The following is a 21,155-nucleotide window of genomic DNA, read 5'->3' as shown; positions in this document are numbered from 1 at the left end:
CGTGATGAGAGATTTAAGAGGGAAGCTGCAAAAAGCGCGCCAATTAAGCACAAACGGCGTCATGCACGGCTAACGAGCAGCCAGTCAGGGTACCGCAAGCCGTTATCGCGCAGTGCTTGGCAATATCAGCCGCCTTAATGCACCATTATAGTGCATCGAGCTATTCAGCGATAAAAATTGTCACCGGATCGGTGCGGTGTTGAACGCGCCCTTGGCTATCCAACAGTTCGGCCTGCAGCCGGTGCTGGCCCGCCGGTAACCCCGCCAGCCAGAAAACATCGCTATGCAGTGCAGACTGGCTTAGCTCGCCATTCACCAGCAGTTGAATTTGATGGTCGTCGCGCAGCGGCGGTGAAACCGCCACCTCAACCGGCGTTGTGCCACGCTGCAGCGCCGCCCCCGCCGCAGGGCTAGCAATGGTAAAGCGGTCATAGGGCATAAACGGTTGGCCAGGATTCCCCAGAGCACGCGGAGAGGGAGAAGCAGGCCGCACCGCAGTGGGCACGCTTGGCAGTGGAGCCAGCGTAACCGCTTCGCCGCCACGCTCTGGGTTGTCGGTAAACGTCACGTTGCCCTGCGCATCCACCACGCGGTAGACCGTTTGCGCCTGCACGACGCTTACCCACAGGCCCAACAGCAGCGCAGCACCTGTGGAAAAACCTCTTTTTTGACGCAAACGCCATCTACTGATCATTACGTTCACCCTTACGTTGCTCCAACAAAAAACCCCGCCGAGGCGGGGTTTTCAGGCTAATCACACCGCAAGGGTGATGTTAGCACTCTTGTCAAAACGGTTTTTAGTAACCGTTCTTAGCAACCGTTCTTAGCAAGAGTAGTACATATCGAACTCGATCGGGTGAGTGGTCATGCGAATGCGCTCCACTTCTTCCATCTTCAGCTCGATGTAAGCATCGATCATTTCATCAGTAAATACGCCGCCTTCGGTCAGGAACGCGCGGTCGGCATCGAGTGCTTCCAGTGCTTGGTCCAGGCTGTTGGCAACGGTCGGTACGGACTTGCCTTCTTCCGGCGGCAGGTCGTACAAGTTTTTATCCATGGCATCGCCAGGATGAATCTTGTTTTTAATGCCGTCGATGCCCGCCATCAATAGGGCAGCGAATGCCAGGTACGGGTTGGCAGTCGGATCAGGGAAGCGCGTCTCTACACGCTTACCTTTCGGGCTAGCGGTGTAGGGAATACGGATAGAGGCAGAACGGTTACGGGCACTGTAGGCCAGCATAACCGGTGCTTCAAAGCCCGGTACCAAACGCTTGTACGAGTTGGTAGAGGCGTTGGTGAAGGCGTTCAGGGCACGAGCGTGCTTGATAACACCACCGATGTAGTACAGTGCCATTTCAGAAAGACCCGCATACTCGTCACCGGCGAACTGGTTCTGGCCATCTTTCCAGAACGACTGGTGTACGTGCATACCAGAACCGTTGTCGCCTACCAGCGGCTTCGGCATGAAGGTAGCGGTTTTGCCGTAAGCGTGCGCCACGTTGTGGATCACGTACTTCATTTCCTGAACTTCGTCAGCTTTCTTCACCAGCGTGTTGAATTTCACGCCGATTTCGTTCTGGCCCGCGTTGGCAACTTCGTGGTGGTGAACTTCCACGGTCTGGCCAATCGCTTCCAGGGTGTTACACATCGCACCGCGGATATCGTGGAAGCTATCGACCGGCGGTACCGGGAAGTAGCCGCCTTTAACGCGCGGACGGTGGCCAAGGTTACCGGTCTCTACTTTGCTGTCGGTCGCCCAAGCACCTTCGTCAGACGTGATTTTGTACATGGAGCCTTGAATATCAGACTTCCAGTGTACTTCGTCGAAGATGAAGAATTCCGGCTCAGGGCCGAAGAAGGCGGTGTCGCCCAGGCCAGTAGACTGCAAGTAAGCTTCTGCACGCTTAGCGATAGAGCGCGGGTCGCGGTCGTAGCCCTGCATGGTAGCCGGCTCAATGATGTCGCAACGCAGGATCAGAGTAGCGTCTTCGGTGAAGGGGTCCAAGAAACCAGTACCATCTTCAGGGCGAAGAATCATGTCGGATTCATTAATGCCTTTCCAGCCTTCAATAGAAGAGCCGTCAAACATTTGGCCGTTTTCAAAAAACTCTTCATTCACGTCGCGTGCCGGTACGGTGACGTGCTGCTCTTTACCGCGCGTGTCGGTGAAACGCAGATCTACCCACTTAACATCATGCTCTTCGATTAGCGCGAGAGTCTTGGCTGACATAGTGTCCTCCGGTATGAGCGTGGCTTAAAGCTTGTAACAGTAAGCTGTCAATAAAAGTGTTATTCAACAAATCGTTCAACACGCGTGGTGCATGTGGCGCGTTTGTCTTTTTTGTCCGCTTAACGTTTGTCTAATGATGGATAACAAAACGCACAGCGATCATTCAGACCGGCTATCGTTTTAGCACGCCATGAGGCTTCTGCCTACGACCCGCTAGCCGCTGCCAAATATAAAGCACAGAGCGTGCCAACTCTGCACCATAATGGCATCAAAAAATAGTAACCCTCTGTTTTTAAACTATGAAAACCGCCTTTAGCATGCTTCTTCCTGTAGCACATGCCACTTCACTGTGCGCAAACGCTTCATTATTTTCTTATCAGCGCACCATAAATGGGCGCAAAAAATCGCGTATGCACCAACTTGGTTCAACCATTTCCCCATACCGCTAGACACCATCAGAAAACTTTGTCTTGCTACACAAATAAACCAGCACCTACAATAAATTACATTCAGATGGATTTAATAACAAAGGAAGCCGCTTCAAATGGGTACGGTTTGCTTTATTGTTGACGCAGCGGTGACTGGAGCCTGGCTACCGCGGCACTTGCGTTCCATCCGGCAGTCAGGCTTCAGCGAACACGTAATGCCTATTATTGTGACGTGCCATCAAGTAGATAAACGGCTCTCATCTATAGAACAGCGCTACCATGTGCACTGCTTAGTCACCCCTTCCCAAACACTCGGTACACGGATCAACCGGGCGGCCTATATTAGCCAAGCCGAATGGGTGCTGATTGCGCTGGATAAACAGCCGCTGGCAGCACAGCTGTGGTCGCTCCTCTATTCACAGCTACACACCCTAGCACTGGATGCGCTCTTGCTGAGTGCTACCACACCTCGCTTCTCGGAGCGTCTGCTACAGCGCTTCATTGGCTCAGCGGTCACGGTGCCCCCCTACGTCGCCATTCGCCGCACCTGGCTAGAGCGTTTGGGCGGGTTTGACCCAGAACTTGAAGAGCCAGCGCTACTCGATTTCCTACAGCGCCTCTACGCCTGCCCAACGCGATTAAAAACCCTCAGCGGCGAAGCCTTAGGCCTTCCCCGAGGCTCACCCCATAAACGCAGCGCCAATGCTAAGTCCTCTCGCTTGCCGCCCTCCTCCTAAGCCACACCGACCTGTTTTCGCTATCAGCTTCCATTACCATCATCCGCCCGCGCCATCTCTCGCACCCGGTTATACCTTCAGCCGTTTGCCAAATAGCATTGCCCCAAACGTGGTGGTATTCACCGCTTTATTGAGCAATATCGACCCAACGCTGCCTATCAGGATCAGCAGCAGGGCATAAGCCACTAACGGCAGTGTAGAGGGCCCCACCAGCACATCGGTAATGACAAAAAACATTGGATGCGCCAAATAAATACCGAAAGAGTAAGCATTGATATAACGCACCCACCCTGGCGCTTTGCGGCCTTTCAAGCCACGCATCACCACCAGCGTAAACAGCACAAAAAAGGGGATAACCCACACCTCTTTAGAGGAAAAAGCCAGCCAGTGGGCAAAAGTCGCCAGCACAATCAGAGAGATAAACAGCAGCAACCAGCGGGGTTGAGATAAAGTTTGTAGCCAAACAGGGCGCTCATTTAATGTTGCTGAGGGCGTTAACGGATAGTAGCGCACCAGCACCAGCGCTAAGAAAAACAGATACAACCAGCCAAGCGGCGCGACCCACAGCAAATAGCCAGGCGGCTCCACCTCATACCAGTAAGCAGCCCCCCAATAAGCCATGCTCACCACGCAAGCCACCCACAGCCACGGCACAGGGTGAATACGCCACAGCTGCCAGCGGGTAAATGCCCAATATGCTGCATAAAACTGCATCGCAATAATCAGAAAATAGCCATGCCAGCCAGCGTAAATAAAGTAGGCTTTCGCGTTTTCCCAAAAGCCCACAGCGTTATTACTCCCAGCTAAACGCCACCACTCAGCGGTAGAGTAGATAAACCCATAGGCCAAATAAGGCAGCATGACGTACTTAACGCGCTGGAGCAGAAAGCCGGGCGGCACCTGCTTATCGTAACGGACAGCAAACACAAACACCGAGATAAACAGAAACACCGGTGTACCCAACACCAGCGGAATACGCATCAAATCCGTGACCACGTTATCCACCCGCTGGTTAATGTGATCCAACCAGTGAAACAAAAAAACGGCCACACAGCCGTATGCACGCAGCCAGTAAATCTCCTCGATTTTCTGCATTTACCCTCCTGCCAAACCACCACTAAGCTCATGTCAATGAACACCCCGGCTTACAGCGTTGTCCGACCTTTTAAGCGCTCGTAAATTCCTGGAGGCAATGTGCTTAAAAAACCGAGAGTAGCGCACTGCACACGCTGGGCAGGATATGTGTTTAGTTTATTTGGCTGGCTAGCGCTGAGTAACATCGCGCTGGCAGGCGACGTTTCCCGAGAGCAGTTTTTTTCATCCACGCTAGGCGACGACTACCCCTACACTCTCTATTTACCGGATAGTTATGACACGGCGGCGACCTCCCCCTACCCCGTGATTTACCTCCTGCACGGCTCGTTTGGTAACGAACGGGACTGGGTGACCCGAGGCAACCTCCCCCAAGTAGCCGACCGCCTAATTGAGGCCGGGCATTTACCCCCGGCGGTGTTTGTGATGCCCGGCAGCCGCAGCTGGTGGGTAGATGGCCACAACGAAGCAGCCCGCAGCGCCTTCTTTAACGACCTGCTGCCGCATATTGAAGCAACCTACCATGTAGGAGCCACACGCCCATTACGCGGTGTAGCCGGGCTTTCAGCGGGTGGTTATGGGGCGGTGAATTTCGCCTTAGAGCGCCCCGATATGTTTGCCGCAGCGGCCGCACTTAGCCCCGCCAGCTACGTACCCGTACCGCCTAGCAACTCCTCCGCCAACCGGCACCCAGCCTTTTTAAACGAACAGGGCCAGTTTGACCGCGCACTATGGGAACAACTGAATTACACCGCGCATTTAGAGCGCTACCGCCTTCAGGTAACGCCGCGCCCAAACGCCGAACAAAGCGATATTCCGCCCGTACCGCTCTATATAAGTGCCGGGCGCAGCGATGAGTACGATGCAGAATTTCACGCCCGCCAGCTACGCCAAGCCATCGAGCGTATTCAGCCGGGTCAAGTACGGCTGGACCTTTACCCTGGCGGCCACACCTGGCGCGTATGGCGGGCCAGCTTACCCGCGGCGCTCAACTTTATGTTTCAGTATGTGGGGTCAACCAACGCCACTGGCGACGGGTAAAGCATCGCCCAGCCTCACCCAGCGTAGGGTCTACTCACATTGGCCGACGACCGCCAACGCACACTACACTTATTGAGGCTTCTTGTTTTTCACCCACCGTAAGGATACTCACCATGCACAAGCACATTGAATGGGACGACCCCGGCAGCGCCAGCGTAGCAGCCTATTTTAAGGACGACCCCGACCACGCGCCTCCCTACCCAGGCGCCGTGCTTTCTGCCCGTTACCAAGGCCGCATTGTGCGAGTAAAAGTAGAAGCCTACCGCGAAGAAGATGCCGTGAGCATTGGCAGCGTGGCCGCTATTCTCGACCAGCACGGCCGCCGCTTTGATGCACACCAAAAACTCAACGTGGGCGATATAGTGCGACTCCCCGACGACAAACGCGCCATCGAACGCTGGGAAGAGGATGAAGAGAAGGAGTAGCTGCGGTTTTTATGGTGCTTGGCTCACACACCCAAAGGTGCCCCCACTTTCTGAGCTGCCTGGGCGGCAGCTAACTCCACCACGTCCTGGTCGTACCGAATCTTAACTTTCTGAGCTGCCTGGGCGGCAGCTAACCACGTGCGCGGGCTTTTCGCCGCTTTTGTACATTTCTGAGCTGCCTGGGCGGCAGCTAACAAGCCGCAGCTAAAGGATGCCTGCCCGTGGGCTTTCTGAGCTGCCTGGGCGGCAGCTAACACGGCCAAATCCTTTAGAGGTTTGCCCGCCCATTTCTGAGCTGCCTGGGCGGCAGCTAACGCTCATCACTTTGTACGATGCCGCAGCCTCATTTTCTGAGCTGCCTGGGCGGCAGCTAACTGTCTCGGCTCGCCTGCTGTCCCGAGGAGTCCTTTCTGAGCTGCCTGGGCGGCAGCTAACAGGATTTGCTCGGGGGTTTTGTTGTCCCAAGATTTCTGAGCTGCCTGGGCGGCAGCTAACCTGGCAGTCAGCAGGCACTAGCCGACCGATTATTTCTGAGCTGCCTGGGCGGCAGCTAACACGGCTGTGGGATGAAGTTTAACCATAGGGGATTTCTGAGCTGCCTGGGCGGCAGCTAACTGCCCATCAGCCTGGGCATTCACCGCATAGATTTTCTGAGCTGCCTGGGCGGCAGCTAACTAGACGCTCAATGGTGCGCAGACTGGTGTATATTTCTGAGCTGCCTGGGCGGCAGCTAACCAATGCAAAAGGAGCGTGATCCATATCTCCGATTTCTGAGCTGCCTGGGCGGCAGCTAACGTTTCTGGGTCAAAAATTATGTACCAGGCATTTTTCTGAGCTGCCTGGGCGGCAGCTAACGTGATCGCCACGGGCGTTCTCCTGTGTTGCGTTTTCTGAGCTGCCTGGGCGGCAGCTAACGTGCCCGGCGTGTACGCCACGCTAATATTACTTTTCTGAGCTGCCTGGGCGGCAGCTAACGGCTCGCCCTGGCTATCGCGGCGCTCCGAGTATTTCTGAGCTGCCTGGGCGGCAGCTAACGTCGCCGTGCATCGTGCCCGGCTGGTAGGAGATTTCTGAGCTGCCTGGGCGGCAGCTAACCGGGCTTCCAGTAGACGCCGCCATGCTGAAAATTTCTGAGCTGCCTGGGCGGCAGCTAACCAGTGTAGTAACCGCCGCCGAATGGCGTGCCGTTTCTGAGCTGCCTGGGCGGCAGCTAACACGTTCCAGGATGGTGATATCGACTATTACCATTTCTGAGCTGCCTGGGCGGCAGCTAACCTGCCATCGGCGCAGTATGCGTTTGATCTTGGTTTCTGAGCTGCCTGGGCGGCAGCTAACACTCGCAGCGCGTTAAAAGCGAGAACAGAGTTTTTCTGAGCTGCCTGGGCGGCAGCTAACCAATACCGCTAACGCCGCTGCTACAGCAGCGGTTTCTGAGCTGCCTGGGCGGCAGCTAACTCCAGTATCGCCGAATCCACGCTGCCCATTTGTTTCTGAGCTGCCTGGGCGGCAGCTAACGCGGGGGAAACGTTTGTTGGCGTGGCAACGTATTTCTGAGCTGCCTGGGCGGCAGCTAACGGGTGCGTAACGGTATGGTGCGAGTGGCGTCATTTCTGAGCTGCCTGGGCGGCAGCTAACTGTTGGTGCAGGCGATGATGTTTGGGCACCTTGTTTCTGAGCTGCCTGGGCGGCAGCTAACACAATGCCGCCAGTGCCGTAGCGACGTGCTGCTTTCTGAGCTGCCTGGGCGGCAGCTAACAATGGTAGGCAATGAGCTTGCGATTAATCAGCTTTCTGAGCTGCCTGGGCGGCAGCTAACCTCCTCCAGGCGTGTTAAGTCAGCGGACTCATTTTCTGAGCTGCCTGGGCGGCAGCTAACGTGTAATACCTCTCGTTATCGGGATTAAGGAATTTCTGAGCTGCCTGGGCGGCAGCTAACGCCGACGCCATTGCATCGTTTCGTAATGTGCCTTTCTGAGCTGCCTGGGCGGCAGCTAACTCGATAACGCCGTTTTCAATTTGGGAAATAGTTTTCTGAGCTGCCTGGGCGGCAGCTAACGCATCCACCCCGCAAGGAGCGTAATAAATGGCTTTCTGAGCTGCCTGGGCGGCAGCTAACGTGCCTAGCGAGTCGATACGCTCGGCTTGCTTTTTCTGAGCTGCCTGGGCGGCAGCTAACCAAACGTCATTGACCAGACCGGCGAGTATGACTTTCTGAGCTGCCTGGGCGGCAGCTAACTCAGCATGGGCGCAACCACCCCGCTGACTAATTTTCTGAGCTGCCTGGGCGGCAGCTAACGCCAGTACATGCAGCGACCCGCGCCACTTGGTTTTCTGAGCTGCCTGGGCGGCAGCTAACCCAAACGCTGCAACTACTACGACAGCGTGGCTTTTCTGAGCTGCCTGGGCGGCAGCTAACTTCACGGATCTCACGGTCTGACTTTTCGCTTATTTCTGAGCTGCCTGGGCGGCAGCTAACAAACGCGATGACCGCCGCTGTTCGTGATGTGCTTTCTGAGCTGCCTGGGCGGCAGCTAACGCAATCTAGAGCGCGAAGGCGGGCGTGCAGATTTTCTGAGCTGCCTGGGCGGCAGCTAACCGCTCAAGTTCGGTTGATTTTTCATCGGTCATTTTCTGAGCTGCCTGGGCGGCAGCTAACACGTTCCCCAAAAAATACAAGGCTCATGTAATTTTCTGAGCTGCCTGGGCGGCAGCTAACATCTATTTGTCTGAAAACATTGACGCCATAGTTTTCTGAGCTGCCTGGGCGGCAGCTAACTTAGCTACGCAGCGCCTATTGCCGCAACTGCTTTTCTGAGCTGCCTGGGCGGCAGCTAACTTGGTTGATGTATTCATTGTCGCCCATCGGGTTTTCTGAGCTGCCTGGGCGGCAGCTAACGCGGGGCGGGCGAGGCTTACACGCGCCCAGAATTTCTGAGCTGCCTGGGCGGCAGCTAACAAACCTACGGCGTAGTAGAAGGCGAAGATGCTTTTCTGAGCTGCCTGGGCGGCAGCTAACTGATGATGACGTGCAAGTGAGAGACGAGGGGCTTTCTGAGCTGCCTGGGCGGCAGCTAACGTAGGCATGAAGTTCGATGGTGAAAAGTTAATTTTCTGAGCTGCCTGGGCGGCAGCTAACTCAATACGTTCAGGTGAATTAATCAAGCCGCTTTTCTGAGCTGCCTGGGCGGCAGCTAACTTAACAGGATGCACCCTTTCCCCACACTAGGTTTTCTGAGCTGCCTGGGCGGCAGCTAACGATTGAACGTGGGCAGACACCGCCTTACCAATTTTCTGAGCTGCCTGGGCGGCAGCTAACTGCTTGTTTACTCCGGGTTTATCTGCGTAATGTTTCTGAGCTGCCTGGGCGGCAGCTAACCCTGTACCACCTGAACACAGCTACGCGGTCAATTTCTGAGCTGCCTGGGCGGCAGCTAACACGTGGAGCCTGAATCATGATCCTGTTTGATATTTCTGAGCTGCCTGGGCGGCAGCTAACGATACACCAGTGCAGCGGGTGCTTGATAAGCTTTTCTGAGCTGCCTGGGCGGCAGCTAACGCCGTTTGGTATCGCAAAGATGCGCACTCCAGTTTCTGAGCTGCCTGGGCGGCAGCTAACAAGAGCATATTATAAATAATGCACTGATTGTTAAAGAGCTTTAGGTGAAAAAAGCGGCACCACCCTTTTCAAAGTGATACCGCTAAGTGATTGATTATTCGTTGCCAATTACTTCAACGAAAAAAAGGGTCAAAACCAAGGCACCGTCGCTTGGGGGCTTAACCCATAGTGGTTGAAAGCCCCCAAAATCGCGGTATCTGCAGGCTTACTGTGCCCAATGAACAAGCTGAAACGCTGCTGAGTGGAGCGACTATTGATCGTCACAAAGGGCAGTTCAATGCGTTTGTCGGCCACTTTGGCATATAGCTGTTTGGCTTCTTCTTCCGTGATGTTGTGACGCTTGGCATAGCGTTTGGCACGGCTGGGGCTGCCCGTATTAAACTGCCGCCTCGACACATTAATGTGCTTGGCATGGTCGGGTACCGCCAGCACTTCGCTTACGCTAACGTGGTCTCGCATCCCCGTTAGCCATGCGTCACTCATCAGCTGTTTTAGACGCGCTTGAGTACCATGCAATCGCAAGTGTTCGCCCAAGCTTCGCGCGCGAACGCCGTGTTTATGCAGGGGAAAACTTACGCCGATATCGTCGCTTTCCAGGTCAAACAGCGCCCGGTGCAGTTTGTTATATAGCGCGCCCATTAGCATGGGCGGCGCAAAATCGGGGTCCGGCCTTAGCCGGATATCGATATAGTAGTCCATGGATTACCCCGCATCGCCAAACACGCCGCCGCGGATGAGGGTGGCCATCACGAAGTGCTGCTGCTCAACGGGCGGCACCTGATCCTTCAGTAGCCAATTATCCAGCAGGTTATAGAAATCCACCTTCTGTTTTGGTTGGCGGTAGGCCGTGCCTTGTGTAGTGACCGAGCCGTAGGGCTCAACAGCGATAGGGCCAAGTGTGTCACCATCCTCCGGTGCCGGGTACCAGGTATCGATAGTGCGAAGGGCATTGCCGAGCTTTTGAGAGTGAATAGCTGCTTGCTTTTCGTCTCCGATACTGTAGAGCGTTTTGCTCTTGTCGCCACGGGAACGGTCTAGGATCAATTCCTGGGAGGGGAATACTTCCTGACCAGCACCAATGCGAGCGAAAGCGACGACATCAAGCAACAGATACTGTTTGCCTGCCAGCGCCTGGGCAATGACGGCTCCTAGCTCACGAGTCTCAGCATTACCGGTAAAGTCACGGGTGGATTGTTCGAGTGCATCGAAGGTCCATGTCTTTTCAGGCTGCCCCTCTTTCATCTGGCTGACGACCACTTCGACCTCTTCGGCACCAATGCGGTTACGCCACAGGAAACGCCCGTTGGCGAGGTTGCAGGCGTAGCGGTGAGCCAACTCATCGAAGCCGTGCTCGCTCACATAGCCTGAGACCGTTTGCGCTAGCTTTTTCTGGTATTCGGCGTTGTTGCAGGCAGAAGGTGTACCGGCACCGGCCAACACACGCAGCGTAAAGCGAACCGCGAGGGTATCGGCATCATGCGGCAAGGTCGCTACATCTACCGTTTGCAGGTTGGGATTCTCGATGGCAGCGTCTAGTTTGAGGGGATCCTGGTCCTTTGCCTTCAAGCGATTGGAAATGGTGCCGCGCACCGATTTTTCGCGTACCGGTATGAGTTTCCACTGCGCTACCTGCGAGCGATCTTCCCATTGCCCTGCACGGAAAAGAGCATCGGACGGGTCTAGTTTGCGCTCGAAAGCGAGTACCGAAGCGGTTTTGAGCGTATCGTTCTTGGCCATGTCGTTTCCCCTTTGATTAGTCTTCTGTCAGCGTGTTGGCGTAGTCGTTTTGCAGGCGATAAATACCGCGATCCAGGTCGTTCTCAACGAACCACATGAGATCGTCGGGCTTTTGGAAGCGGTGTGGGCTAACCCACTCTCCCATCGAATAGAGGCTTTCCACGAACCTAAAGGGCACTTCCGCATTACGGGCGTTGGCAACGTCTCCAGGTGCGTAAAGGTCTGAGATGGCGCCGTAGCCAACTGGAATAGGCACCAGCCAGCCGGGATAGGGTCGGCGTATGCTCCATTGCACGACCTCTTTCTCCTTACCATCTTTTTCATCCTTCACTTGCTCAACGTGGCATTCGTGGTTAAGCCGTGAAAGGTCGAGCCAGGCGTCCAAGGCGGTAGCGCTGCTGTTCTGTGCTTTTAGCGTGGCAGTATGCTTAGTCAGCAGGTCATCGCGTAGCACCAGTGCAAAGCCAGGCAGAAGACGACGCTTGAGGCGCTGCCACTGTTTTGCCCTTTCCGATTCATTAACATCAAAGCTAACCAGTTCAGGGCGATAGCGCTGTTGAGCATTGAGCGCGGGGATGACACTACCCCCTGCAATACGCATACCTTGCACTTGATCGAATAGCGTCTGTGCAATGACTCGACAGCGTTCGGGGCTGCCTAGGTCATCCCCGTCCGATTCAACGCCGATTAACAGGCTGATTTCCAGATGGGCACGCCCCTCTTCGACAATGGCGGCGGTGCCGCCACTCTTGTCGACGGGGTTACGCGTCAGGTGGAACGCCTTAATGAAACTGCCTTCGGTCACTTGCGGGTCAATGTGATGGCACACCACGCCAATCTCGTTGAACACCAGCTTGATATCGTCGGGCAGGTTCCGCTCCAGGGCTTGTTGGACGCCCACGAAAGCGCTCATGGAGGGAAAGCCCCAAGTCATCGGGCTGGAGATGGTGTTCGCGTTCTGAATGCGCAGACGAGGAAGTACAAGAAGATGGTTAATCATGCGGACTCTCCTTGAAGGCTCTCATCATCGTCACGCAGGGCATCTTGCAGGTCGTCTAACTGGCGGCGGAAGTTTTTCAGTACGGCTTCGATTTGCCTTTGCCAATGATCGTGCTCTAAATCGCCAACGCTAAGAGCACTCTTGTAGTTAAGTTGACGATTTAGCCATGCCGCCGCACGGTCACTAATTGCCTCATGCCAAGGTGATCGGCGCCGAGCCTGGTCAAATTCACTATCTTGTAGTGCACGCCCAGGGTCGAGCCAATACTGCTCTTCGGGCCCAAGCTCGCACTTGTCATCGGCTGTCCAACCAGGCGCTAAAGAATGCATATCAAAGGTAAAAAGCATCAACTCATCGACCAGCATCGTGATGAAGTCATCGCGCAGGTCCCGCGTATGCATATTTTTAGCAGGGTCGGTTTCAAGAAACCGTTTCAGCTCATGAACCGTTTTCCAAACGGTAGGGCGGCGTTTGAACGCACGGAAAGCATCACGCATAGGTGGATAAATGTCGTGCGACTGCCAATGTGGTGGTAACGAGGCAAGAAGGTAGTTCTGCCCTCCCCGTTCACTATTCAACTGAGAGATATTTTGCGGTTTAGTACCGCCGAGCTTTTGGACGGCTAGGTTGAGATAGTCGCTGTAGACCCCTTCAAATGCGACGTTTTCACGGCGAGCTTTTCGACCTGCTTTGGCGTGCTCGCCAAAGCGTGCTTCGCTAAGTTGCGCATGGAACGGATGCGTCAAAGCAGTTGCGTAAAGCGGCGCTAAGAGATGATAGCTGGCGTCATCGGTAGGATCGTCACCCACTAGCCAATACATCTGTTTGCCCCGCGCGTGTGAGCTGGGTGCTCCCTTTGGCTCGACAATACTGGCAAAAGCGCTTACCCAGGCTTGCGCCTCTTCTGGATTCTTGCTGAGTGCATCGATGAACGTATCGTCATTTTCAAGCGCCAGCTCCAGCAGCGAACGCCCTTGCCATTCGAGCTTGAGGAACTTGTAAACATCAAGGGCAGCCGCGTTGCCGACTACGTCGCCTTGGAAGTCGTCAGGCAAGCAGTGGCTACCGACAAGATCACCTTGATCAAGCGTCCGTGGCTCCACATACAAGTTGGTGCCCTTGGCATCTGGGTGAATCGGCTTCAGCGAGTGTGTGACTACCTGTAGCTGGCTAACACGCCGAGCGGCATCGGCCAGCCACGTTTGAGGCGCAAACTGTTCTTGAAACTTGAGGTAAGCTGGATCATCCTTCGCCAGTTTTTCTGTCTTGGTGGCAAAGCGTTGCTGAATAAAGTCGTGAATAAGCTCTTTAAGCGACAACGATTGATGCGGTGGTTCGGTCATAACGCTCCCTTCCTTCCCTATCTCATGGCTTGAAGTTACTTGCGTCGCACAAACCCCAGTGCAGGATGAAAATGCCATCCATAAGGGGCGTAGTCGGTTTTGAGTCGAATGCGGCCAAAGCGGTTGGCACAGCGCTCTAGGCTTATTCCCATCGCGTCGGCCTGCTCGGAGAGAGCCGCCATGTAATCAGGCTCGTTCCAGGGCGTGATACGTGGGTTATGCAGCAGTTCGTCTGGCAGCCTGTCCAGTTCTCGCTCTACTAGGGTTAGCTGCTCCTCCCTTCCGTTTTTCTCAACGCGACAAAATAGGTAGTCCTCCTCCGCTTCGTCGGGTAGCAGGACAAACTCGCTCTCCTGGGCGTTATCCTCACGAAACGGCGCGTGTTGAAGGGCAAGGGCGCTTAGCGTCATCGTCGCGGGGCGGTAGAAAAGGTAAGCACCTAGATCGACTGTGGGTGTTTCGCCCCGACGCTTACGGCGTTTTGGCGCGCCTAGTGGCTCAGCACCCTCTACCATCAGCGAGGCGAGCCGCGCGTGCTCCAAATCGACCAACTTACCGGTAGGGCTGAGCGACTCGGCAGGTGTCAGGCGGGGCCGGGAATCAATCGTGTCGATCTCCTCTTCACGAAGCAGGGCGGAGAGATTGTGCGTATTCAGCGGCCAATACTGCTCGGTCTCAAAACCAGGGTGGCTAAACGCAGGCCGCCTCCCTTCCAAGTGCTTTACGTTGGTATCGAGCAGTGCAATGTTGGGCTCAGTGACGGCACTTGGCCGATGACGCCGCACTCGCCCGACCAGTTGGATGATCGAGCGCATGGAAGACGGCTCGACAACGGCCCAATCGTAATCGTGATCGCGCCCAACCTCGGTGACGGGGGAGCCCAACACAATGAACAAATGATCGACGGCGTCACCCTTCAAGCGGGCGCGTATATCTGGCAGTTCAAACACACTCAGCTCGTCGCGGCGATCCAGCGCACGGTCAAGACGAGCCTCCAGCCGCGAACGGAGCAGGAGTGGAAACTGCGAGTGATAGACACACAGGTGTATTTGCGTACCTTCGGGAATCTCCATGCGATAGAGTGCTTGCGCCACCGCGACCAGCGGCGCGATATTGGCCATACGCACCAGCCCAAAACTGGCCCGTTTGCCGCTTTGCGGAACGTGCGTATGGTGCGCTTCATGCAGCGCTAGCCCTTGCTTGATAACGGTTTTAGCTAGGTTTTCGGCAATGGCATCTAGTGATGACGGCGCTGTAAAAGGAACCAGGTAGCCCCGTCTCAGTGGCGGTTGTGTTGCGAGCCGCGATGCACGCTTGCGGGCGTAGGCAAGGTGCGCGGCATCGAAGCGTGTGCCATCGCTACAGCTTTCATGGGTGCAGCCGTGTTCATCGAACCAGGCACACACCGGCTCGACGGGGGCACCCGGCACTCCCCGGTGGCGCTGATACTCGGCGCGGCCTTCACGATAGGCATCGAAAAGCCCACGTACCAGTGCAGGTGGCAACGTGGCGGAAGAAAGCAGCACCCGCGAACCCAACATGCCCGCCCAATAAACCAATCTCGTGAGCGCTGGCAAGTCATCGATATCGAAGTCATCAGGCTCATCCAACACAAGGTCGCTGCTCATCAAGCGCAGCATGGGGGCGATTTGATGGCCTCCTCGCAGGCTCTCAGTGGCAGGCATGAGATGATCGATAGTGGAGACAAGGATAGGAGCGCTGATCAAAGCCCGAACGCGCGGGTCAGCCACGGTCTTGTTTAGAACGGGATGAGCATTAACATTGCCCTCAAAATGCACATGACTCTGCTCATCGAGAAGTTCAGCGCGGGATTCCGAGCCACCCTGAGCCTGCTGATGTTCAAACAACTCTCGGCTAGCCGCACCGCCTACGCGCACAGCAAGGTCATCGCTGCCCAGCCCCAGGCGGTCACGGTAGGCCTGCCCTGTTTGCAAGGTCAAGGTTCGAAGGCCCAGCGCGATGGAGAAACGTGCTCCAATTTCTGGCTCACTTAATCCATAAACAATACGCCCGTTGGCAATGGTTTTGCCACAGCCCGTCGACGCCATATTGATGCCGAAAAAGCCTTGTTGGCGGCTCCTCTCACGCAACCCAACGGCTAGATCGTAAGCTTTATCTTGCCAGCGAAAACGCGGGGCTTTGCTGCGCGCCTTAAAGCCTTTGTGGCCGGTAATCCCACCCATCGCGCGCACCATGTCAGGCAGACGGTGCGTTATTTCTCCTGCGGTTCGCGTGACACCAAGCAAGTGCTCAGTCAATGGCTGGCTAAGCTGGCGCTTACCTTGAATCACTGCAGTATTGGCATACAGCGTTTGCGCCCATTGGCCAGCCACCCTCCCCTGGCCAACCAAACTGGAGTAATGATGATCGGCCAGCATCAGCGACATACGTGCCAAATGCATGACATAAGGGGCATCGAGTGGCACAAACTCGCTTTGGGTTTCACCTAATTGGCGAGCCAAGCGCTGCGCCCGCTCTTGCCATGCTTTCTCGGCTATCGGTAAACCGTGGGGAAAGGTCCAATAGGGGTCGATCTCTTTCTTTGGAGCAACGTCTACCCGCTCATTCCATGCGGCGGTCATATCTCTTGGCAGAGTAGGTAAATTACCCGCATTCAGTGGTGCTTTAGCCCCTAACCACTTTTGGGTGTTGCTGCCTTCTTCATAAGCAGGCAGCGCCGGTAAGCGGTGATGGCTAACGATGAGCCAGCCAATCGCCGCCGCCAAAGGAGGTAAATGTGCAAAGGGTAGCCGCGTAGCCACTGCCTCTACTCCATCCCGTTGCAGCCGGTTTAGCCAACTGAAGTCATCGTCTGTCGAGAGATTTTCCAGGCGTGTAAGCCATGTTGCATCATCATCCTCACCCACGAAGGCTTCCAGTAAACGCAGCGACACCCATTCATGTCGATAACGGTTACGGCCTTCCAGTTTGCCCATTAAGCGCTGCTGAAACGCTTGGCTCGCTTTGCCTAAGTCGTGAAAGAGCGCAGCCATAGAAGCTAGCAAATGGATCAGGCGCCCGCTGTGCCAATCGTTCTCATCTTGCGCCCGCAAAATATTGCGCCGGGTGGCATTGGTTGGTGCCGCACCGCGCATATTAAACCGCGAGGCATCCCCCACTACCCACATCAGCTCGCTGTGGTCGTGGCCACGAATCCAGTGGCAGGCAACGGCGGTATTCTTACGGGCGGTTTTACGCAACAGCTTACGCAGCGTATCCAGCCCAGCTTGGGTAATCGGCGTTTGCCAAGTGCGGTCGCCCCGGCGCTCGGCAAACTGGTCGAGGATGCGGCGCGTTTCTTTCAGGGCATTTTTATTGCACTGGGAAATCAGCAGCACGTTCATTACTCACCGCTCCCCAGCCCGTGAGCAACTTCCTTGAGCGTATCAATCATAAAGTCGAGGGATTCGGTGCGGGTTAAGCGCTCAATGCATGCCTGGCGGAACTCTTGCTCTTCATCGCCGCGCATGGCGGAAATAAACGCCTGAGGCAGGATGACGGCGTCTTTCACTAAGTCCGCCACATCAAAAACCAAGCCGCCCCGGCGGGTTTTGCCATGAAGTACCGCTAGGCCGTGGGGAATCCCCAACACCCAAGTGGCGGTGGCTGCTAATCCGTAAGCCAAATAGTTGCCGTGATCGAGAAAGCGGTTGGCGGGGTCGGTGCCTGTGCCACGCTTGGCTCGGGTGAAATCGCCGTAATCGACTGCATTCACAGCGAGCTTAAAGAGCGTCTTGGTCAGTCGCGCTTCTAAAGTGAGTAGGTCAATCGTGCTAGGTGCTTGGCTAATCGCTTCGCGGTGATGGGCAAGGGCGCTGTGTAGGTGGTCGGTGGCAATGCTAAAGCCTGCCTCTTTCATCACACGGCTTGTCCACAGCGCTTCGATACGGGCAAGGCGCGCCTGCTGAAATGCGCGGGCGGCATCAAGACGTTTGGCATCGTCAAACCAGAAGCGCACCCAGTATTGGAGATACTCCGTGGGCCGGTACTCACTTTGTGGTGTCAGCCAAGCAACATCGACATCCACTTCATTGGCAGCAAATAGCGGTGTGCCACCGCCTCCACAGAATCCGACTAACACACCCGCTTTGGCGAGTTCACGCATGGCGGCTTGGGTAATGGAGGTTCCTGTCCCCAATAAAATCGAGGTGGTATTGGCAATGGGGATATTCCAGTAGCGGGATTTGCTGCCCTCATCGGTCACGTACTCCACTCGCCCTCCATTTACCAACACCCGGCAGTGCTGGAGGTAATAAAGGTTTGCACGCTTGGAATGCAGGATGGTTTTAAGGTCAGAAGGCGAAAAGTCATCCATGGCAGTTCTCCTGATTATCTCTACCCTAATCTAACCATCCTTCGCTTCATAACACCATACATCTTCGCCATTCTTAGCCCGCCTTTCGTGCGCCTACCGTGTTAGAAGATGACGGTACGCTGTGGCTGCCGTGTCGGGCAGCCCGCTACTTGGCATTGCTAGCGTTGTCAGCGCGCCGTGAGCGCGTAAAATAACCGCCACTTTTTTGGTTTCACCAAGTGTTATGTTATAACTTATTTATTCGGTAGCGAGGACGCTCGATGAGTGAGCATATGCATCGCCATAACAGGGAAGGCCCTTGTCATTTTTCATTGATGTCGCTGTCTGCCGCTAAGCGGCTCGGCCTTATCGCGTTCCCCTTGTTGGTACTTTGGGGGTTGGTGGTGTGGGCAGCTGGGTGGCCGCTATGAGTGCGCGTTCATCTTCGCGTTTGCAACTATGCGACCTGCACTTAGCCCAGGGCCGCCGCACGGTGTTGGAGCATGTGGACGGCGATATTAAGCGCGGCGCCATTACTGCGTTAATCGGTGCTAACGGGGCCGGTAAAAGCACGCTGATCCAGGCGATTATGGGTGAACTGCGGCCTATTAGCGGCAAGGTGGTGTGTACGGTAGATAAGGCGCGCCGGGCGTGGCTGCCCCAACAGTTGGCGTTAGACCTGACCTTCCCGATGAGTGTGGAAGAGCTGGTGATGACCGGCAGCTGGCCCAGCCACGGGGCGATGAAGGGGTACTGTGCTGCCCACTACCGCAAGGGTCGCGAGATTATGGCTCGCCTGGGGATTTCCCACTTGGCGCACCGCCCGCTGGGCGAGCTTTCCGGTGGCCAGCGCCAGCGGGCATTGATTGGCCGAACGCTGATGCAGGAAGCCGAGCTGCTGCTGTTGGATGAGCCATTTGCCAATGTGGATAGCGATACGGTGGATATTTTGATCCGCATTTTGCGCCAGATGGCTGATGAGGGCGTCACCATCATTATTGTGCTGCACGATATGGATCACCTGCGTCGCTTGGCCGATGAGGTGTTGATGTTGAGCGGCGGTCATGGCCGCTGGGTCGCACCTAGCGCACTCAACCAGCAACAGGCGCCGGCCCAAGTGGTGCCGTTCACCTTAGGAGGCCGCCATGCTGGCACTGCTTGATGCGTGGTTGATTGCGCCATTTGATTACGGCTTTATGCGCCGCGCAGTGGTGGGCGGGCTAGCGCTTTCGCTGGCAGCGCCGCCGTTGGGGGTATTTTTGGTGCTGCGCGGCATGAGCCTGATTGGCGATGCTATGGCCCACGCAATTTTGCCCGGCGTGGCGCTGGGCTTTTTACTGGCGGGCTTTTCGCTGCCGGTGATGAGCGTGGGCGGCGTGCTGTTTGGGGTGATGGTGGCCCTGCTGGCGGGGGCGGTCTCGAAAATGGGCGGCCAGCGAGAAGACGCGGCCATGGCGAGCTTTTTTATTATTTCGTTGGCAGCAGGCGTCATGCTGATCTCGATGGGCGGTAGCAGTGTGGACCTTACCCATGTGCTGTTTGGCTCTATTTTGGCGATCAACTCTTCCGCGCTGCTGCTGATTGCTTCAATCAGCACGCTGATTGTCATCACTTTGGCGATTATTTTCCGTGCCTTGGTGGTGGAGTGCCTAGACCCGCTGTTTTTACGCGGCCAAAGCCGCCGCAGCGGTTGGGTTCATAGCGTCTTTTTAGGGCTGCTGGTACTGAACTTAACTGCTGGCTTTCAAACCCTGGGCACGCTGATGGCCGTTGGCTTAATGATGCTACCCGCTACGGCAGCACGGTTTTGGAGCAAGCGGTTGGAAGGCTTGATGGGTATCGCTGTGGTGTTAGCGATGCTGGCGAGCACCGGTGGGCTGCTGCTGTCGTTCCATTTAGATACCCCCTCTGGGCCCAGCATTATTTTGCTGGCCGGGGTAGCGTATTTGTTCTCGGCGCTGTTTGGCCGCTACCACAGTTTGGCCGCTAAGCTGCGCCGCAAAACCACGCCGCTGGCGCTGGAGCAGTCGCAGTAGCGGGACGTTTTTCTTGCTTAGGAGTCTGTTATGTCGCTTTTCCCTTCACCGCGCTGGTTAGTGGGCGTGTCGGCTATGTTGGCGCTACCTGCCGCGATGGCTAACGAGCGAATCCAGGTCGTGACCAGCTTCTCTATTTTGGCGGACATGGTGGAAAACGTCGGTGGTGAGCATGTGGAGGTTACCTCCCTGGTCGGCCCCGATGGCGATGCCCACGTTTTCTCCCCCAGCCCTGGGGATGCCCGAGCACTGGCAGGTGCTGACTTGGTGGTGTTCAATGGCCTGTTATTTGAGGGCTGGATGGAGCGGCTGATTGGCGCTAGCGACTATCATGGCGTACTCATCACCGCGACGGACGGCCTGGCCCCACGCGCCTTTGCAGCGAATGGCCACGACGAGCACGGTCACGATGAACACGCACATCATGACGAGCACGACGAGCCTGAGCATGAAGAGCATCACCATGAAGAGCATGGCCATGAAGAAAACGGCCACGACGATCATGCCGTTGACGATCATAGCGACCACGATCATGGGAATGAAGACCCGCACGGCTGGCAGGACCTGCAACAGGCCAAGGTCTATGTCACCAATATTCGTGACGGCCTTATCGAGGCAGATAGCGCCAACGCAGAGAGCTACCAAGCTAATGCCGAGCGCTATCTTGCCGAGTTAGACGCCGCCGATGCGGAAATTCGCGAGCTGTTGAGTGAGATCCCCAGCTCTGCCAGCGTGATTACCGGCCACGACTCCTTTGGCTACTTCTCTAGTGCCTACGGCGTTAACTTCCTCTCCCCGGTGGGCCTCTCTACCGAAGCCGACCCTAGCGGCGCCAGCATGGCGGCTTTGGTCGATGTGATTGAGCAGGAGAACGTGCAGGCGCTGTTCCATGAAAACATGACCAACCAGGCCATTATCACGCAGCTGGCGGAAGAGACCGGCCTACCCATTGCTGGCACGCTGTATGCGGATGCACTCGCCAGCGAAGGCGATGCCAGTACCTACCTGGGCATGATGCGCCACAATGCCAAGGTGCTGCACGACGCGTTGGCGGAGCCGGATCATGACGGCCACGGCCACGACGATCATGGCCATAGCCACTGACCCATGCCATAAAGACAACAATACCGCCGACGCAAGGCGGTATTTTTTTGC

The 21,155-nt window shown here is 55.9% G+C and carries 15 protein-coding genes and 1 CRISPR repeat array; of the genes, 6 read left to right on the top strand and 9 right to left on the bottom strand.

The window, feature by feature from the left end:
- Positions 1-160 precede the first annotated feature (160 nt).
- Together LG300_RS01155 and glnA are read right to left on the bottom strand one after the other, a co-directional pair.
- Positions 161-694, bottom strand: coding sequence for a DUF4124 domain-containing protein (locus LG300_RS01155; RefSeq protein ID WP_404376593.1), 534 nt, complete (start codon positions 692-694; stop codon positions 161-163).
- A gap of 129 nt (positions 695-823) precedes the next feature.
- Complete coding sequence (glnA, locus tag LG300_RS01150) at positions 824-2,230, bottom strand: glutamate--ammonia ligase (RefSeq protein WP_404376592.1); 1,407 nt, start codon at positions 2,228-2,230, stop codon at positions 824-826.
- 643 nt (positions 2,231-2,873) lie between these two features.
- Here glnA and LG300_RS01145 point away from each other — a divergent pair.
- Positions 2,874-3,395, top strand: coding sequence for a hypothetical protein (locus LG300_RS01145; RefSeq protein WP_404376591.1), 522 nt, complete (start codon positions 2,874-2,876; stop codon positions 3,393-3,395).
- Between the two features lie 69 nt (positions 3,396-3,464).
- Here LG300_RS01145 and LG300_RS01140 read toward each other — a convergent pair whose 3' ends face one another.
- Entirely contained in the window at positions 3,465-4,490 is a 1,026-nt protein-coding gene (locus LG300_RS01140) for an acyltransferase family protein (RefSeq protein WP_404376590.1), read from the bottom strand.
- A gap of 147 nt (positions 4,491-4,637) precedes the next feature.
- Between LG300_RS01140 and LG300_RS01135 the strand changes: the two genes are divergently transcribed.
- On the top strand, positions 4,638-5,528 hold the full coding sequence (locus LG300_RS01135; protein ID WP_404376589.1) for an alpha/beta hydrolase: 891 nt from the start codon (positions 4,638-4,640) through the stop codon (positions 5,526-5,528).
- A gap of 113 nt (positions 5,529-5,641) precedes the next feature.
- Positions 5,642-5,953 (top strand): hypothetical protein, encoded by a 312-nt coding sequence (locus LG300_RS01130; RefSeq protein WP_404376588.1) that lies wholly within the window; start codon positions 5,642-5,644, stop codon positions 5,951-5,953.
- 47 nt (positions 5,954-6,000) lie between these two features.
- A CRISPR array of direct repeats spans positions 6,001-9,569; the repeat unit is 28 nt; unit sequence TTTCTGAGCTGCCTGGGCGGCAGCTAAC.
- 129 nt (positions 9,570-9,698) lie between these two features.
- Here the strand turns inward: LG300_RS01130 and cas6f are convergent.
- Genes cas6f through cas1f form a run of 6 tightly spaced genes read right to left on the bottom strand, consistent with a single transcriptional unit; the run spans position 9,699 to position 17,985 of the window.
- Positions 9,699-10,268 carry a type I-F CRISPR-associated endoribonuclease Cas6/Csy4 gene (gene cas6f / locus LG300_RS01125; protein WP_404376587.1) on the bottom strand — a complete coding sequence of 190 codons (570 nt, stop codon included), beginning with the start codon at positions 10,266-10,268 and terminating at the stop codon, positions 9,699-9,701.
- A gap of 3 nt (positions 10,269-10,271) precedes the next feature.
- Complete coding sequence (gene csy3, locus LG300_RS01120) at positions 10,272-11,306, bottom strand: type I-F CRISPR-associated protein Csy3 (protein ID WP_404376586.1); 1,035 nt, start codon at positions 11,304-11,306, stop codon at positions 10,272-10,274.
- Positions 11,307-11,322: 16 nt separating this feature from the next.
- Entirely contained in the window at positions 11,323-12,306 is a 984-nt protein-coding gene (gene csy2 / locus LG300_RS01115) for a type I-F CRISPR-associated protein Csy2 (RefSeq protein ID WP_404376585.1), read from the bottom strand.
- Positions 12,303-13,649 (bottom strand): type I-F CRISPR-associated protein Csy1, encoded by a 1,347-nt coding sequence (gene csy1 / locus LG300_RS01110; protein ID WP_404376584.1) that lies wholly within the window; start codon positions 13,647-13,649, stop codon positions 12,303-12,305. The genes csy2 and csy1 overlap by 4 nt, the downstream gene beginning before the upstream one ends.
- A gap of 35 nt (positions 13,650-13,684) precedes the next feature.
- Positions 13,685-17,014 carry a type I-F CRISPR-associated helicase Cas3f gene (gene cas3f, locus LG300_RS01105; RefSeq protein WP_404376583.1) on the bottom strand — a complete coding sequence of 1,110 codons (3,330 nt, stop codon included), beginning with the start codon at positions 17,012-17,014 and terminating at the stop codon, positions 13,685-13,687.
- The gene (cas1f, locus tag LG300_RS01100) at positions 17,014-17,985 is read right to left on the bottom strand and encodes a type I-F CRISPR-associated endonuclease Cas1f (RefSeq protein WP_404376582.1); all 972 of its coding nucleotides are present in this window, start codon (positions 17,983-17,985) and stop codon (positions 17,014-17,016) included. The genes cas3f and cas1f overlap by 1 nt, the downstream gene beginning before the upstream one ends.
- Positions 17,986-18,391: 406 nt before the next feature.
- Between cas1f and LG300_RS01095 the strand changes: the two genes are divergently transcribed.
- Genes LG300_RS01095 through LG300_RS01085 form a run of 3 tightly spaced genes read left to right on the top strand, consistent with a single transcriptional unit; the run spans position 18,392 to position 21,104 of the window.
- Entirely contained in the window at positions 18,392-19,126 is a 735-nt protein-coding gene (locus LG300_RS01095) for a metal ABC transporter ATP-binding protein (protein ID WP_404376581.1), read from the top strand.
- Positions 19,110-20,000: a metal ABC transporter permease gene (locus LG300_RS01090; RefSeq protein ID WP_404376580.1), complete on the top strand. Its 891-nt coding sequence runs from the start codon at positions 19,110-19,112 to the stop codon at positions 19,998-20,000. The genes LG300_RS01095 and LG300_RS01090 overlap by 17 nt, the downstream gene beginning before the upstream one ends.
- 30 nt (positions 20,001-20,030) lie before the next feature.
- The gene (locus LG300_RS01085; RefSeq protein ID WP_404376579.1) at positions 20,031-21,104 is read left to right on the top strand and encodes a metal ABC transporter solute-binding protein, Zn/Mn family; all 1,074 of its coding nucleotides are present in this window, start codon (positions 20,031-20,033) and stop codon (positions 21,102-21,104) included.
- Positions 21,105-21,155 lie beyond the last annotated feature (51 nt).

Source organism: Vreelandella aquamarina (assembly GCF_044805175.1).
GTDB lineage: Bacteria > Pseudomonadota > Gammaproteobacteria > Pseudomonadales > Halomonadaceae > Vreelandella > Vreelandella aquamarina_B.
This window is presented reverse-complemented; position numbering and strand designations above follow the sequence as displayed.

Bases quoted from the DNA above. Each gene is read 5' to 3' on its own strand.
- LG300_RS01155 (WP_404376593.1), bottom strand. From the start codon at position 694: ATGATCAGTAGATGGCGTTTGCGTCAAAAAAGAGGTTTTTCCACAGGT.
- glnA (WP_404376592.1), bottom strand. From the start codon at position 2,230: ATGTCAGCCAAGACTCTCGCGCTAATCGAAGAGCATGATGTTAAGTGG.
- LG300_RS01145 (WP_404376591.1), top strand. From the start codon at position 2,874: ATGCCTATTATTGTGACGTGCCATCAAGTAGATAAACGGCTCTCATCT.
- LG300_RS01140 (WP_404376590.1), bottom strand. From the start codon at position 4,490: ATGCAGAAAATCGAGGAGATTTACTGGCTGCGTGCATACGGCTGTGTG.
- LG300_RS01130 (WP_404376588.1), top strand. From the start codon at position 5,642: ATGCACAAGCACATTGAATGGGACGACCCCGGCAGCGCCAGCGTAGCA.
- cas6f (WP_404376587.1), bottom strand. From the start codon at position 10,268: ATGGACTACTATATCGATATCCGGCTAAGGCCGGACCCCGATTTTGCG.
- csy3 (WP_404376586.1), bottom strand. From the start codon at position 11,306: ATGGCCAAGAACGATACGCTCAAAACCGCTTCGGTACTCGCTTTCGAG.
- csy2 (WP_404376585.1), bottom strand. From the start codon at position 12,306: ATGATTAACCATCTTCTTGTACTTCCTCGTCTGCGCATTCAGAACGCG.
- csy1 (WP_404376584.1), bottom strand. From the start codon at position 13,649: ATGACCGAACCACCGCATCAATCGTTGTCGCTTAAAGAGCTTATTCAC.
- cas3f (WP_404376583.1), bottom strand. From the start codon at position 17,014: ATGAACGTGCTGCTGATTTCCCAGTGCAATAAAAATGCCCTGAAAGAA.
- cas1f (WP_404376582.1), bottom strand. From the start codon at position 17,985: ATGGATGACTTTTCGCCTTCTGACCTTAAAACCATCCTGCATTCCAAG.
- LG300_RS01095 (WP_404376581.1), top strand. From the start codon at position 18,392: ATGAGTGCGCGTTCATCTTCGCGTTTGCAACTATGCGACCTGCACTTA.
- LG300_RS01090 (WP_404376580.1), top strand. From the start codon at position 19,110: ATGCTGGCACTGCTTGATGCGTGGTTGATTGCGCCATTTGATTACGGC.
- LG300_RS01085 (WP_404376579.1), top strand. From the start codon at position 20,031: ATGTCGCTTTTCCCTTCACCGCGCTGGTTAGTGGGCGTGTCGGCTATG.